Genomic DNA, 15,831 nt, shown 5'->3' on the forward strand with positions numbered 1-15,831 from the left:
AGTTATTTATCGCCATTCTAACAATACAATGAGAGGCTGATTGCAGTATAAAACACCTGAAGAAAAATATTTTCGGCAGCTTATATTTGCAGCATGGAAAAGCAGCGCTCGGTAGCCTTACACACATTAGGCTGTAAATTAAATTTTTCTGAAACCTCTACCCTCTCCAGAAGGCTGGAGCAGGAAGGTTTCCAAAAAAAATCGTTTGATGACATAGCGGATGTTTATGTCATTAACACCTGTTCAGTTACTGATAATGCTGATAAAGAGTGTCGGCAAATTGTGAGAAGAATACAACGGAATGCGCCGGATAGTTTTGTAGTGATTATCGGTTGTTATGCCCAATTAAAACCGAAAGAAATTGCTGACATACCCGGGGTAGATTTGGTGTTAGGCGCAGCAGAAAAATTCAATATTGTGCAACATATTGAACAACTTACAAAAAACACCGGATCTGCTACCATTTACAGTTGTGATATAGAAACTGTATCCGGATTTAATGCAGCATTCTCTATCAACGATCGCACCCGCACTTTTTTGAAAGTACAGGATGGATGTAATTATAACTGTTCATTTTGTACCATCCCGATGGCCAGAGGCATTAGCCGAAGCGATACCATTGCTTCCGTAATTAAAAATGCCGAAGCCATTGCCGCAAGTGGTATTAAGGAAATTGTGTTAACCGGTGTTAATTTGGGCGATTTTGGGCAAGGGCCGGATGGCAAAAAGAAACAGGAGAATTTTTTTCAGTTAATTCAGCAATTAGATCATATTGAAGGAATTGAAAGATTTAGAATTTCTTCTATTGAGCCCAATTTGCTATCTAACGAAATTATTCAGTTTGTTGCAGGCAGCAAAAAATTCATGCCGCATTTTCATATTCCATTACAAAGTGGAAGTGATAACATTCTTGGATTGATGCGCCGCCGATACAAAAGAGAAGTATATCGTGAAAAAGTTCAGCAAATTAAAACCCTGATGCCGCATTGTGCCATTGGTGTAGATGTTATTGTGGGTTTTCCCGGCGAAACGAATGAAGCCTTTCATGAAACACACCAGTTTTTGCATGAATTAGACGTGAGTTACCTGCATGTATTTACCTATTCGGAAAGGCCCAATACTTTAGCCATAACAATGGATGGCATTGTTCCCATACACATTAGAAATGAAAGAAATAAAATTTTACGTAACTTATCCTTTAAAAAATTACAATACTTTATCGCCCAACAAAGTGGTGCCAAACGAAAAGTATTGTTTGAAGATGCTGAAAAGAATGGTATGATGGAGGGCTATACCGATAATTATATTCGCATACAAACACCTTACAGAAAAGAATGGGCCAATCAAATTGTTGATTGGGAAATATAAAAACCATACGCTGATTGATGCACTTGCATTCTGCGTATGGTTTTTATTGAATAACAGGCGAATTATACCAGCTCAATTACCATGGCACTTGCCCCCCCGCCACCATTGCATATACCCGCTGCTCCAATTTTACCCTGATGTTGCTTTAAAACGTTCAATAATGTAACAATAATTCTCGCACCACTGCAACCCAACGGATGCCCTAATGATACTGCACCACCATGTACATTTACTTTTGATGCATCTAACCCCATTTTTTGGATATTCACCAAACCTACTACCGAAAAGGCTTCATTAATTTCAACAAAATCAATATCCTTCATAGAAAAACCTGCTTTTGCAACAGCTTTTGGCACAGCAAGGCTGGGTGTTGTTGTAAACCATTCAGGTGCTTGCTCAGCATCGGCATAAGAGCGAATGATGGCCAATGGTTTTATACCCAATGCATCTGCCTTTTCTTTACTCATTAATACCACTGCTGCGGCACCATCATTCATGGTAGATGCGTTGGCAGCCGTAACGGTACCCTCTTTTTGAAAGGCCGGCTTTAATGAAGGAATTTTATCGAATTTAACGTTAAAGGGTTCTTCATCTTTATCAATGATAACGAGGTTGCCATTGCGTTGCGGAATGGTAACGGGCGCTATTTCATTTAAAAATTTTCCTTCCTGTATGGCAGCCTGACTTCGATGATAGCTTTCTATAGCAAATGCATCCTGTTCATCTCTTGAAATATGGCATTCTTTGGCACATAGCTCAGCTGCATTACCCATGGCATAATTATGGTAAACATCCACCAGTCCGTCTTTTGCCAAACCATCTATTAAAGTACTATCACCATATTTGTTACCCCAACGCATATTGGGTACATAAAAAGGCACATTACTCATACTTTCCATACCACCGGCCACAACAATATCTGCATCGCCCAATAATATATCCTGCATGCCTTGTGCAATTGCCTTCATACCACTGGCACAAACTTTATTTACAGTAGTACAAACCACTTTGGGTGGCAAACCTGCAAATATAGCAGCCTGCCTTGCCGGTGCCTGACCAACATTGGCTTGTAATACATTCCCCATATAAACATGTTCCACTGCATCGGGGGCAATGCCTGTTTTTTCAACTGCAGCTTTAATAGCAATGGCACCTAATTGTGTGGCAGATAACGACTTTAAACTTCCACCAAAGCTACCTATCGGCGTTCTTATAGCCGATACAATGTATACTGTTCTTTTTTCCATGTTGCAATATTTGCACAAAGATACAATTAGCTAACAAGCGTTAGTAAATAAATCATAAAAATTTTGAACCTCACAGCAACACAATATTGAATTAATCATTAAATAATTCCGGTTGTTGCTGATCGGCAGGTGGTGCCCCCTCCCAATGCATTTGAATGGCTTTTGCATAATCCATCAATTTTGCGCCAACTGATTTCCAGCCGGTTACTTCTACCATTTTAAAAATCTTAAATTTTGCTTTTCGCACTTGAGCCCCTTTTCCGGTTTCAACAGTTAAAATGGGCTCCTCTTCAGTTGTTACAGCTTCAATATAATTATCATCACCCTCTTTTATAAATAAAAATTTGGTTTGAAGTGTTGATGTTTCAATCTTAAAGCGCTTCACCGTAAATTGGTTTTTTGTTGCATCTTTATAGATAGCGGTAATGATTTTGTTGGGATCAAACTTTTCAATTAAAACTATTTTCTCTGTATCAAATCTTTGGTTGAGCTCGGTATTGGTAATTTCATAATTACCATCTTTATAAATCACCAAAATATTTTCATCTTCAAAACTGCCTAAATACAATCCTTTTTCATCTGTATTTAACCGGCCAAATTGCTGATCAAACCAAAGTTTGCGCCCTTCTAAAGTGCTTTTTCCGGCTTCTTTAAATTTAACGGTACGTATGGGATATTTGGTTACAATATTTCCCTGACTGGATCTTCCTTTGATTTCAATTTCTTCAAAATAAAAATCTAATTCTTTGTTACGGGCACTGCAGTTGGGGCTTAATATAATTTTAACCACTTCTGCTTCACCATTGAGATTAGCAGAAAAATATAGCACCTTACTTTTATCGCTTCCTTTCGTTAAATCGTATTCTTTATCTCGGGTAATGCTGGTAACATTAAAACGTTTGGCATAATTAACACCACTTTCACCATCAACATATATCATGTTGTAAGTAGTGCGTTCATCGTTTTTAGTAAACACGGCTGCATGTAAAATATCTTTACCTATAAAGTTTTTTTCACCTACCCGAATTACCTTCATGATCCCTCTTCGGGTAAACACAATAATATCGTCAAAATCTGAACAATCGAACAGATATTCATCTTTTTTAAGTGATGTTCCAATAAATCCTTCTGCACGATTCATGTACACTTTGGTATTAGCAATGGCTACCTGTTGTACTTTAATAACATCGAAGGGTTTTATTTCTGTTTTACGTTCTCTTCCCTTACCAAATTTTTTTAATAAATTTTCGAAATACTGAATGGTGTATTCGGTAAGATGTTCTAAATGATATTGTACCTGATTCATTTCTTCCTCAATGGCTTTAATTTGATGGATGAGTTCATCAATATCTAATTTGTAAATTCTTCTAACCGGCTTTTCGGTTAATTTAATCACATCTTCACGCGTTACGGCACGCTTTAATTGTTTTGAATAAGGCACAAAAGCTTTTTCAATAGCCAGTAATACATGTTCCCAGGTTGGATATTTTTTCTCTAATTCCTGATAAATTTTCTGTTCAAAAAATATTTTTTCAAGTGAAGTATAATGCCATTTATCATTTAATTCACCCAGTTTAATTTGGAGTTCCTGTTGTAATAAATTTTTGGTATTGTCAACCGCTTTCTTTAATAATTCAGTTACAGAAATAAATGCGGGTTTTTGATCAACAATAACACAGGCATTTGGAGAAATGCTCACTTCACAATCAGTAAATGCATACAAAGCATCAATGGTAATATCGGGCGAAATACCGGGAGCCAGATCAACCTGAATTTCAACATTTTTGCCGGTGAATTCTGTTAACTTTTTAATTTTTATTTTACCCTGATCATTGGCTTTGGTAATACTTTCGCAAAGTTGTGAAACTGAAACGCTATAAGGCACATCGCGAATGATGAGTGATTTTTTATCAAGCTCTTCAATTTTACAACGCACTCTGATTTTGCCACCGCGTTTACCATCGTTGTAATTGCTTACATCAATCATCCCACCCGTTTGAAAATCGGGATAGAGTTCAAATTTTTTTTCTTTGAGGTATTTAATGGATGCCTCACAAATTTCGCAAAAGTTATGGGGTAAAATTTTGGTAGATAACCCTACCGCAATACCATCAGCACCCTGCGCCAATAATAATGGAAATTTCATAGGCAGGGCAACGGGCTCCTGCTTACGTCCATCATAACTTAATTGCCAATTGGTTGTTTTGGCATTGAATGCAATTTCAAGTGCTAATTTACTTAATCTGGCTTCTATATAACGGGGTGCCGCTGCTGCATCGCCGGTACGAATATCGCCCCAGTTACCCTGTGTTTCAATCAGCAAATCTTTTTGCCCCATATTTACCAATGCATCGCCAATAGAAGCATCCCCATGTGGATGGTACTGCATGGATTGCCCGATGATGTTGGCAACTTTATTAAAACGCCCGTCATCCATTTCTTTCATGGCATGTAAAATACGTCGCTGAACGGGTTTTAAGCCATCTTCCATTGCCGGTACTGCCCTTTCCAAAATAACATAGGAGGCATATTCTAAAAACCAGTTTTTGTATTGCCCTTGTATGCCATTATCGTTTTGATATACTGTGTTTTCTGTTTTTTCATTTGCCATAATCTTCCCTGCACGCTTTTAACAATTGATTATTTACTTAACGCTTTATTCATTTTTATTCAAAACCATTACAACGATTCACTTTCTGTATGCACTGTTTGCATCTGCATCACTTCAATATCTTTCCAGCCCTTTTCCCAATTGCCTTTTGCAGCAAGTTTTTGTTCTTTCATCAGCTCTCGTAAACGCCATACAAAAAATGTATCGGCAATTTTTAATTTAGATTTTGAATAAAACTGTTGTAATAATTTCAGCAGTTTCTGCGGCTCAGCACCAATAACCGACAAAATGTCCTTATCATAATAACTCACTTCTTTGCTCACAATTTTTTTACCGCCCTCTAAAATTCGAACCAAGCCATTTTCAGAGCCTATTTTTTTCCATTCATCCGGATCTACTTCAAATTCGCTGAGTGTGATGAGGCGAGCCAATTTTTTTGCCTTTAAAAATTCTTTGGGCTGTATTTCATGTAAATAAGCAGGATAAAATATGCCACCTTTTTCATTGATAAATGGAAGATTATTCATGTATAAGATAAATACCTGCCCCTGAAATTCAGTTAACTGAAACATTAACCAATAATAACCACATACATCACGTGCATTTTGCCCCATCCAAATCCAAACATTACCAGCTTTATCTTCGTTTAATTTATTGCACAACTGATGTACCGTTAGTTTATCATCTACAATATCCAACTGATTGGCATAGGGTGAATAGTGCAACACTTCTTTCCACCAGTCTTTACGTAATTGATAACCATAAGTTTCATAAATATCAGTAACCGGCCCAATAGAAAAATCATCTTTTATTTGAATTATATCGCCTTGCAAGGTTTCATCTAATTCCATTGCTTTTTTTAAAACCTCAACATCGGCAGTGTTAAAAACAACATGCATCATGCTTCTATAGTTTTGCTTAGTCATAATTTTTTAAACAGCTTCTACCAAATCTAATTCTACTCTTAAATTATCAATAATAAATTCCTGTCTTTGTGGTGTGTTTTTGCCCATATAATACTCTAATAGTTGTTGTATATGATCGCCTTGTTCCAATAAAACAGGTTGCAGGCGAATATCATCTCCAATAAATCGTCCAAACTCTTCCGGCGAAATTTCACCTAGCCCTTTAAAGCGGGTTATTTCAGGCTTATTACCCAGTTTTGCAATAGCAGCCTGCTTTTCAGTTTCATCGTAACAATATATGGTTTCCTGTTTGTTACGCACTCTGAATAAAGGGGTTTCTAAAATAAATACATGGTTTTGCTTTACCAGTTCCGGAAAAAATTGCAGGAAAAAGGTCATTAATAATAACCGAATGTGCATCCCATCTACATCTGCATCTGTTGCAATTACAATGTTTTTGTAACGCAGCCCCTCCATTCCTTCTTCAATATTAAGCGCATGTTGCAATAAATTAAACTCCTCATTTTCATACACAATTTTTTTGGTAAGTCCGTAGCTGTTTAAAGGTTTACCCCGCAAACTGAATACAGCCTGTGTATCTACTTTTCGTGATTTTGTAATGGAACCACTGGCGCTATCACCTTCTGTAATGAAAATGGTAGACTGATTCATTAATTCAATATACTCCTGCCTGTTTTTAGCGGGAGGTTCATCATTAAAATGGATACGGCAATCGCGTAATTTTTTATTGTGCAGGTTGGCTTTCTTTGCCCGCTCATTGGCAATTTTTTTAATGCCTGCTAATTCTTTTCTTTCCCTTTCGCTTTGCTCAATTCTTTTCTTAAGCGCATCTGCAATGGCAGGATTTCGATGCAGATAATTATCTAATTCTTTACCTAAAAACTCTTCGATGAATTTTTTAACGGAAGGGCCACCTTCAAACATGTGTTGAGAGCCTAATTTTGTTTTGGTTTGGCTTTCAAACACAGGTTCCTGCACACGAATAGAAATGGCAGCAACGATACTGGTTCTGATATCGGAAGCCTCATAATCTTTCTTGAAAAAATCTCTGATTACTTTTACAAATGCTTCCCTGAAACCTTGCTGGTGTGTACCACCCTGTGTGGTAAACTGACCATTTACAAAAGAATACAAATCTTCTCCATAATCGTTATTATGCGAAATGGCTACTTCAATATCTTCTCCTTTTAAATGTATAATGGGGTACCGTAATTCATCCGGATTGGTTTTATGTTCCAATAAATCGAGTAATCCGTTTTTACTTACAAATTTTTTATTATTAAAATTGATTACAAGTCCTGCATTTAAATAGCAGTAATTCAAGATCTGATTTTCAATAAAATCGAATCGGAAATGATAATTTTTAAAAATTTGCTCATCCGGAATAAAGCTTACCAGCGTACCATTAGGTTCGGATGTTTTTTCTTCTTTGGTTTCTTTTATTAATTTTCCCCTTTCAAATTCGGCTGTTTTCATTTTCCCATCGCGAAAAGCCGTAACGCTAAAATAACTACTTAGTGCATTTACAGCCTTGGTACCCACGCCATTCAATCCTACACTTTTTTGGAAAGCTTTACTATCGTATTTAGCGCCGGTATTAATTTTACTGACTACATCCACCAATTTTCCCAATGGTATACCCCTGCCAAAGTCGCGAACATGCACCGTTTTCCCATCAATATTAATATTGACATTTTTACCGAAACCCATGGTATGTTCATCAATACAGTTATCTACAACTTCCTTAATTAAAACATAAATTCCATCATCAGGTGCAGAACCATCACTTAATTTACCAATATACATACCTGGCCGGAGGCGAATATGCTCTTTCCAGTCTAAACTTTTAATATCATCTTCTGTATATTTTCCTGCTTGTTCAACTGCCATAATGCACAATTTTTAATGTTTAAAATTAGCACAATAGCCCAATCCATTACCCAAAGGTGAAAATTGAGCCGGTGCATCAGAAGATATCAACACAAATTATTGAACGTGGTGTTCCTTCCTACCAACCGCAAATCTAAGCCTGTGCAGCACTTATAAAAGTTTGTTTTTCTACATTTTAGTTTTTTTGTGGATAAAATATAGTTGAAACACCGGTTTTCAGCCAAAATTATTTGTTTATGTTTACCGCATCAGTCAGCCACTTCATATTGAAACCAGCCTATCTCAAATTGCTTCTTTTACCCATGAAAATGAAGGAAACAATCGGCGTTTCATGGCTTTTTTAAAAGCACAAACCCCACAATTGGTGGACGATAAAGTACAGCAGTTGAACAATGAAATTAGCCCCCAAATTGATTGCAAGGCCTGCGGCAATTGTTGCAAAAGTTTAATGATCAATGTTTCTGAAGAAGAAGCCAGTCATGTTGCAGCACATTTAAAGTTGCAACGCAACGATTTTGATGCACAATATATTGAAAAAGGCAGTTCGGCTACCTTATTAATGAACAGCATCCCCTGCCCTTTTCTGAAAATAACGCAATGCAGCATATACGAACACCGATTTCAGGGATGCAGAGAATTTCCAGGCTTACATGTTCCGGGTTTTAATGACCGAACTTTTACTACATTTATGCATTACGACCGATGCCCTATTATATTTAATGTTGTAGAACATTTAAAAGTGGCATTGGATTTTATTTAAAACCAGCTTGTTTAAATAATGGCCACTGAATCAGGAATTGATGTATTGGTTCGAGCAATTCCGGCATGGAAGCACAAACGGATTGGTTTTGTTACCAATCATGCAGCTCAAACAAAGGAAGGTATCCCATCGCGAAAAGCCTTGCTTCAAAAACAATTTAATATTGTTAAACTTTTTTCTCCGGAACATGGTTTAGATGTAAAAGGAGCCGATGGGGTTTTGATAGATAATGGAAAAGATGCACTAACAGGTTTGCCGATCATTAGTTTATATGGTGCAAAGCTGAAACCAGATGTAGCCGATTTAGAAGACATTGACCTGTTGTTATTTGATATTCCGGATGTAGGCGCCAGATTTTATACTTATTTGTGGACACTTTCCTATGTATTGGAAGCGGCAGGTGATTCTCAAAAACCTTTGATCATTGCAGACAGGCCCAATCCTGTTTCCGGCAGGTTTGATCTGGCTGAAGGGCCTATGTTACAAACAGCCTGCGCTTCATTTATCGGCAGATGGGCTATGCCAGTTCGTCATAGTTGTACATTGGGTGAACTGGCACAATATTTTAACAAAGTGCTGCAATTGAATGCGCCACTTACCATTGTTCCCTGTAAATATTATGATAGAAACAGCTTTCAGCCCGATTGGGAAACAGCATTTGTACCCACATCACCCGCCATTCGTTGCTTTGAAGCTGCTTTATGCTATACCGGCACTGCATTTTTAGAAGCAACCAATATTTCTGAAGGAAGAGGAACACCTTATTCATTTTATGCAGCCGGCGCACCATGGATGAATGCTACGCTTGTAGCTTCTACCATTAACCAACTGTTATTTGACAATGTAAGCGCAGCAACCACCTGTTTTATACCCGAAACCGGCAAATATATGGGCCAAACCTGCAATGGCATTGTTCTAAAAATTCACCATCCGGAAAAATTCAGGCCGGTTTATACGGGGTTGATATTAATAAAACTGATACATGATTTGCACCCAAACCATTTTGCCTGGCAAGGTTATGTAACCCATGTAAATCCAACCGGGGTGAATCATTTAGATAAATTATTGGGCATCCCTTCATCAGAAAATTTATTTGAGAGCGATATGGAAAGCTATTTGCAACACTTACACGCTTTACTTAATATTAGCGAAAGCTGGCAGCAAACCATGTTACCCCATCTCCTTTACTAATCAGTTGAAACACCCAATATATCTTTAATAACAATACTGGATAACATACAACCAAAAATAGCCGGCATATAACTAATGGTACCAATAATTGATTTTTTAGGCTTTGCATTTTCGGTAACCTGTATACTTCCGGGCAAAACGGGTTCGGGACTAAACACCACTTTAATACCCGAGTAAATTTTTGCACGGCGCAATTTTTTGCGAACATATTTAGCCAAATCGCACTCATAAGTTTCAGCAATATCGCAAATAGTTACGGCTGAGGGATTTATTTTTCCACCAACCCCCATTGAACTTACAATTGGAATTTGATGCTGATGGCAATGCTGCAATAAAAACACTTTAGGCGTTAGGGTATCAATACAATCAATTACATAATCAAATTTTCCCGGCACAATATATTCCTGAATCCATTGTTTATCTGCAAACACCTGTACAATTTCTGCTTGCAAAGCCGGATTAATATCCTGTAAACGTTGCAACCACATATCGGTTTTTGGTGCGCCAACAGTGGAGTGCAGTGCAATCAACTGGCGATTAATATTACTGGCATCTACCTTATCATTATCTACAATGGTAAGATGACCAATTCCAGCCCTAACCAACATTTCAGCACAAATACCACCTACACCGCCTAAACCCACTAAGAGTATTTTTTTGGATTGTAAGGTTTCAATGGCATTTTCATGTAATAATAAATTTGTTCTGCTCATCCAATACGGAATCATATATTCAGCATTTTAAGTTATTTTCAAGTTGCAAAATTGTAATAAAATGGCTTCATGGAAACTGTTTTTTATCACTTGTATGCACTTTACCTCACAAATATTATTTGGTCAGCATCTTAAAATGCTAACGGATAGCAGCGTAACAACTTCCATTAGAACTTTAAGTGCAGTTGGTAATCGCATTATTTGGGCTGCTGGTAGTAATGGACAGGTAGCCAAAAGTACAGATGGAGGCCAACATTGGCATTGGTTAACTGTGAATGATTTTGCAACAAGTGATTTTAGAGCCATACAGGCATTTGATGAAAATGAAGCCATTATTATGGCAGTGGGCGAACCGGCATTGTTATTAAAAACCACTGATGGTGGTTTACATTGGAATATTTTATTTAAGAATGATGCAAAAGGTATGTTTTTAGATGCATTATTTTTTACCAACAAAGAAAAAGGTTGGGTAATTGGCGATCCGGTTTCAACACAACATCCGTTTATGGCAACTACTATTAACAGAGTGCAATCATGGCAAACCATAACGAATGATTTGCCTGTTTTTGAGAATGGAGAAGCATTCTTTGCATCGAGTAACAGCAATATTTTTATTTGGAAAAAAACAAATGCAAAATGGATGGTTAGTGGAGGTACCGCATCTAAATTATACATCAATAGCCAATTTGTTTATCCTTTACCCTTAATGCAGGGAAGTGCATCACAAGGTGCCAACTCAATAGATTGCTATCAGCATACTTGCATAGTTGTAGGTGGCGATTTTATGCACGATACCACTGCAAGAGGCAATGCGGCCATTGTAACCCTACATCCTTCTATACAAATAAAAACACCCATTCAGGCACCGAATGGATATCGTTCTTGTGTAAAACACATACAAAATAAAACATGGATTTGTTGTGGCACCTCAGGCATAGATATTAGTTATGATGATGGCTTGCATTGGCAGTCCATCAGTAATGCTTCATTTCATACCATTTGTATTACTGCAAACAAACAAATTTTTTTAGCAGGTAATAAAGGAAGATTAGCAAAACTTATACTTTAAACAATTGAATGATGAATCGAATTGTAAGAAAAAAATGGTTGATTTTTGCCGGAATAGGATGCCTAATGACCGATGCTGGATCATGTATTACTATTGAAGCTGGTATTCGAAAAATGCAGAATAACCCATGGTTTTGGATGGAAACTTGGGGCTAATCATTTTAAATAGCGGCCTTAGTTTTTTGGCACTGCTACTATGCAAAGAATAAAAAAATAGTTCGTTTATTTTTTAAATGCAAAATATACGGCACCCATTACTAAGCAAAAACTAACCAAGTAATTCCAACGCAATGGTTCTTTCAAATACAAAACGGCAAAAAATGAAAAAATAATCAATGTAATTACTTCCTGAACAATTTTCAACTGAAACCCATTCCATCCCTCTAAAAAACCCATTCGGTTAGCGGGCACAGTTAAGCAATACTCAAAAAAAGCAATCGACCAGCTAATAACAATCGCTTTCCATAAGGGTATTCCGGTTGCTTTTAAGTGCCAATACCAGGCAAAAGTCATAAATACATTAGAAACGATGAGTAAGCCAATTGTTTTCATACATTAAAAAAATAGTTGAAAATAATATTTTAATTTACTTGAACTGTTATAATATCAGTTAATTTAATGTGCAATATAGTTGTTCTGCTAGAGTTGAAAATAAAACGGTTGACAAAATGCCATGAAAACAATAGATGCACAAAAATTGTTGTAATTACTATATAACAGAAAAGAAACAGAGGTTGTAGAAATTATAAAAAAATGTGTATGAACAAGTATCAGATAATTGTGCATTTTACCATGGATGATGATTTTATGGTATTACTACCGGCACACAGAACGTATATTAATTTTTTAATGAATAAAGGCATCATAGAAACCTATGCAGTAAGCATGGAAACACAAACCGTATGGATTATCATGAACGCTGAAAACAAAGAGCAGGCCGCAAAATTTATGGATAAAATGCCTTTATACAAATACTGGCAGTATAGCATAGAAACCCTTTTTATGTATGATGGTACACAATATAGATTGCCTGCTTTGCAACTGAATTAAAAAAAATTTTTGGTAGTTATGAATCACACCCTATTTTTGCACTCCCAAACAACGAAAGGGAAGGGAGTTTAGCTCAGTTGGTTTAGAGCATCTGCCTTACAAGCAGAGGGTCGGCGGTTCGACCCCGTCAACTCCCACTACAAAAGCGAAACAAATTGTTTCGCTTTTTTTATTGCTTAAAAATGATTAGCTAAAATGGATTGTGCCACTCATTGCACCATACATACCCAAACCAAGTATGGCAAACATGATAGATGAAATAATGGCGCTGATAATAAAAAACACCACAAACAATACAATGATTGAAACGATTAAATAAGTTGCTTTTTTATCTTCCGGTGTATTTTTTATGGGGCCTAAACCTATGTACCATAAATAAATTCCATACAACCCAAACAAACTTCCAAGAATAGCTAAAGCGGGAATTACAGTTAAAAATGCACCAATTAAAGATGGTGTATAAGAATAGGCCACCAATTGTGCAGAGCGGTTCAAATTTTTTTCTGAACCAAAACTGGTAGCTAACATATCTACAATGAAAGTTGATACAATCACTGTTATAATAACTGCAATAAAATGTACCACTGCCATATTAATTCCCCATGCTATGCCTGACATTCTGAATAATACCACATTTTTCCCAACAAAGCCATAGCCAACAAAGGCAGCTAAAGCACCAATAATGGCTAAAGGTACAACATAGGTGCTAATAACACTATTCATTGATTGTGTTTCGTCTGATATGGTCAACCATTCCTGTTTAGGGTTGGTAATGATACCCTTTACCCTGTTAACAATATGCATATGATTAGTTTTTTAACAAAATAAAAAACACAGGTGGTATTTACAAGTATTTAGTTAAAAACAATGAAAAGAAAACATAGAAAAATAATGAATTCATTATTTCTACAGTGCCATTTGCCTTATTTACGTAGGGCTTTATCCCACAATACCGTATGCTTACCACGCAAATACATCACAATGCCCAACAACATGGAGAGGTTCATAAAACAATAATAAAATGGAATATACAACCATTTAATACTGAGGCACATCCACTCAGCCAACCAGCCAAATATTGCCAATGTATAAAATAAAATTTGCAGGCAACTGCTGCTGATAAAAACCAGTTGATGTGTGTGCTGCCACAAATAAATAGAAGATACCAATAAAACAGGCAATAAAAAAGGAATCACTAACCACCGTAAAATTTTATGGCTAATATATTGAAATGCTATGGAAGGATATAAAAATGGGTTACACAAATGTATTGTATGTAATAAAGTTTGAATGCTACCGGCAGCAATTCTTTTTTTTCGTTTTAATTCTGCAGCAATATTTAGTGAGGGGCTTTCTGCAGCAACAGCTTTCGGTTCATATTGAATTGTATACCCCTGTTGTATTACATGCATGGCAATACTGAAATCCTCTGTAATTGTATTCACCGGAAGCAGGGGATATAAATTTTTTCGAATAGCAAATAATTCACCCGGCATACCTATTACCGTATTAAATTTCGATTCCATTCTTTTCAGAAAAGATTCATATCGCCAGTAAATACCTTCTCCAATCATTGCATCTGCATCGGCAGGAATCAATATTTTTTTTTCACCTGACACGGCTCCTGTTCTGGCATTACTAAAATGTGGAATCATATAATGCAGGCAATCCAAATTCAGGATAGAATTGGCATCTGTAAATACTAAAATATCAGCTGTACTTTCGTTTACAGCCCTGTTCATAGCATGTAACTTACCCAGCCTTTCTGCATGATGCAATAAACGTATCTGAGAATATGTGGCAACTATTTGATTGGTGCCATCGGTTGAGCCATCGGTCACCACTATCCAGGAAATTTTATCGGCAGGATAATTTAAAGCAATTGAATTTTGAATTTTTGCATTGATACAATCTGCTTCATTGTATGCAGAAATGATGACTGTAACATTCGGAATATGATTTGTACCAATAATCGTATTGCTTTTGGTTTGAATATTTTGTTTCATCTGTACAAACAGAAACAATATAACCGGATACAAAACATAAGTATACAGCATTACTGCAAAAGAAAACCAAAACACCCATTCAATCATAAACAATCCTATAAATGGGGCTAAATATACTAATCTGACAGCAATGCAAAAGAATTAATATACCCTGGTAACGATTTGAAAATCTTTACTGATACGGCAATGCATGGTACCAATGGTATCTATTTTAGGCAAATCAGGAATCACTATATTTGGATTGGTTTGCATGTGTACTTTAAAATCACAGATATAATATTTTGCCTCTTCATAATAAGCAACACTTTTTACAGTAAATAACACTTTATTGCTATCGCGTTGTTGCGTTTTTTGCAGATAATCCTGCATAGCAGTGGTTAAATGTTGCTGTACTTCCTGAGGGGTTGGATTTTTAATGGTATTACAAGCCAATAATAATGCAATAAAAATTGATGTAACTGAAAAATATTTTCGCATAGTATAATCTATTTATTTTGTATATGTAGTGTTTTTATGTTGCAAACTGTCTTTACCTAATGTTCCATAAAATACTAGTGTATGATAAATGCCATTTACAGTATTTGATTTTACTGTAATATTTTTTTTAATATCACCCGGGAAACCTTCTGTTGTATATTTTGCTTGCAAAACACCCGAATCGCCCGGCAATATGGCATTTTTGGGATAAGCCGCAACTGTACAGCCACATCCCGGTCTTACTTCCGTTAAATAAAGCGGGCCATTTCCTGTATTTTTAAATTGATAGTTTATTAAAATAGTATCCCCATAAAAAACATGACCGATATTGATAATAGAATCCATCCATTGTATGGCAGTGTAATGGGCTGAATCTAATTGTGCAATGCTTGCAGGACGAATTCCTAAATTATTTTCATACGAATTTTTATTACCCTCATTGCTACAAGATACAATAAGTAACAAAAAGCAAGCAACAAAAAACAAACTTCCATTATTTTTCATTCTATACATTCAATTACTTC

15 protein-coding genes and 1 tRNA gene are annotated in these 15,831 nt (G+C 36.3%); 6 read left to right on the forward strand and 10 right to left on the reverse strand.

Annotated elements, in window-relative coordinates:
- Positions 1-93 precede the first annotated feature (93 nt).
- Positions 94-1,368 carry a tRNA (N(6)-L-threonylcarbamoyladenosine(37)-C(2))-methylthiotransferase MtaB gene (mtaB, locus tag A0F92_RS02005; RefSeq protein ID WP_068241162.1) on the forward strand — a complete coding sequence of 425 codons (1,275 nt, stop codon included), beginning with the start codon at positions 94-96 and terminating at the stop codon, positions 1,366-1,368.
- A gap of 62 nt (positions 1,369-1,430) precedes the next feature.
- Here mtaB and A0F92_RS02010 read toward each other — a convergent pair whose 3' ends face one another.
- From A0F92_RS02010 to A0F92_RS02025, 4 genes are all read right to left on the reverse strand, one after another.
- On the reverse strand, positions 1,431-2,615 hold the full coding sequence (locus A0F92_RS02010) for an acetyl-CoA C-acyltransferase (RefSeq protein WP_068241164.1): 1,185 nt from the start codon (positions 2,613-2,615) through the stop codon (positions 1,431-1,433).
- A gap of 91 nt (positions 2,616-2,706) precedes the next feature.
- Positions 2,707-5,226, reverse strand: a complete 2,520-nt coding sequence (locus A0F92_RS02015; protein WP_068241166.1) for a DNA gyrase/topoisomerase IV subunit A — start codon at positions 5,224-5,226, stop codon at positions 2,707-2,709.
- A 68-nt stretch (positions 5,227-5,294) separates the two neighbouring features.
- A complete protein-coding gene (locus tag A0F92_RS02020) occupies positions 5,295-6,128 on the reverse strand; it encodes a DUF1835 domain-containing protein (protein WP_068241168.1) in 834 nt (277 codons plus the stop codon).
- Between the two features lie 30 nt (positions 6,129-6,158).
- On the reverse strand, positions 6,159-8,042 hold the full coding sequence (locus tag A0F92_RS02025; RefSeq protein WP_068241170.1) for a DNA topoisomerase IV subunit B: 1,884 nt from the start codon (positions 8,040-8,042) through the stop codon (positions 6,159-6,161).
- A 331-nt stretch (positions 8,043-8,373) separates the two neighbouring features.
- Here A0F92_RS02025 and A0F92_RS02030 point away from each other — a divergent pair, with 331 nt between their 5' ends.
- Positions 8,374-8,802 carry a YkgJ family cysteine cluster protein gene (locus A0F92_RS02030; protein WP_068241172.1) on the forward strand — a complete coding sequence of 143 codons (429 nt, stop codon included), beginning with the start codon at positions 8,374-8,376 and terminating at the stop codon, positions 8,800-8,802.
- 18 nt (positions 8,803-8,820) lie between these two features.
- Positions 8,821-9,993: an exo-beta-N-acetylmuramidase NamZ family protein gene (locus A0F92_RS02035; protein ID WP_068241174.1), complete on the forward strand. Its 1,173-nt coding sequence runs from the start codon at positions 8,821-8,823 to the stop codon at positions 9,991-9,993.
- On the opposite strand, the gene A0F92_RS02040 is transcribed toward A0F92_RS02035, so the two are convergent.
- On the reverse strand, positions 9,990-10,721 hold the full coding sequence (locus A0F92_RS02040) for a tRNA threonylcarbamoyladenosine dehydratase (protein WP_068241176.1): 732 nt from the start codon (positions 10,719-10,721) through the stop codon (positions 9,990-9,992). The two genes, A0F92_RS02035 and A0F92_RS02040, sit on opposite strands and share 4 nt — an antisense overlap.
- Positions 10,722-10,767: 46 nt before the next feature.
- Between A0F92_RS02040 and A0F92_RS02045 the strand changes: the two genes are divergently transcribed.
- Entirely contained in the window at positions 10,768-11,775 is a 1,008-nt protein-coding gene (locus A0F92_RS02045) for a WD40/YVTN/BNR-like repeat-containing protein (RefSeq protein WP_068241178.1), read from the forward strand.
- A gap of 221 nt (positions 11,776-11,996) precedes the next feature.
- On the opposite strand, the gene A0F92_RS02050 is transcribed toward A0F92_RS02045, so the two are convergent.
- On the reverse strand, positions 11,997-12,326 hold the full coding sequence (locus A0F92_RS02050; protein WP_068241180.1) for a DMT family protein: 330 nt from the start codon (positions 12,324-12,326) through the stop codon (positions 11,997-11,999).
- 207 nt (positions 12,327-12,533) lie between these two features.
- Between A0F92_RS02050 and A0F92_RS02055 the strand changes: the two genes are divergently transcribed.
- Complete coding sequence (locus A0F92_RS02055) at positions 12,534-12,824, forward strand: hypothetical protein (RefSeq protein ID WP_068241182.1); 291 nt, start codon at positions 12,534-12,536, stop codon at positions 12,822-12,824.
- A gap of 62 nt (positions 12,825-12,886) precedes the next feature.
- A tRNA-Val gene (locus A0F92_RS02060) sits at positions 12,887-12,961 on the forward strand.
- Between the two features lie 49 nt (positions 12,962-13,010).
- Here the strand turns inward: A0F92_RS02060 and A0F92_RS02065 are convergent.
- The 4 genes from A0F92_RS02065 to A0F92_RS02080 all read right to left on the reverse strand — a co-directional run bounded on the left by A0F92_RS02065 (position 13,011) and on the right by A0F92_RS02080 (position 15,820).
- On the reverse strand, positions 13,011-13,628 hold the full coding sequence (locus tag A0F92_RS02065) for a Yip1 family protein (RefSeq protein WP_068241184.1): 618 nt from the start codon (positions 13,626-13,628) through the stop codon (positions 13,011-13,013).
- 119 nt (positions 13,629-13,747) lie between these two features.
- Complete coding sequence (locus A0F92_RS02070) at positions 13,748-14,917, reverse strand: glycosyltransferase family 2 protein (protein ID WP_167516746.1); 1,170 nt, start codon at positions 14,915-14,917, stop codon at positions 13,748-13,750.
- A 54-nt stretch (positions 14,918-14,971) separates the two neighbouring features.
- The gene (locus tag A0F92_RS02075) at positions 14,972-15,307 is read right to left on the reverse strand and encodes a hypothetical protein (RefSeq protein ID WP_068241186.1); all 336 of its coding nucleotides are present in this window, start codon (positions 15,305-15,307) and stop codon (positions 14,972-14,974) included.
- Positions 15,308-15,319: 12 nt separating this feature from the next.
- Positions 15,320-15,820 (reverse strand): DUF1573 domain-containing protein, encoded by a 501-nt coding sequence (locus A0F92_RS02080; RefSeq protein ID WP_253810056.1) that lies wholly within the window; start codon positions 15,818-15,820, stop codon positions 15,320-15,322.
- Between the last annotated feature and the right edge of the window lie 11 nt (positions 15,821-15,831).

It is taken from the genome of Hydrotalea flava, from assembly GCF_001623405.1.
GTDB lineage: Bacteria > Bacteroidota > Bacteroidia > Chitinophagales > Chitinophagaceae > Hydrotalea > Hydrotalea flava.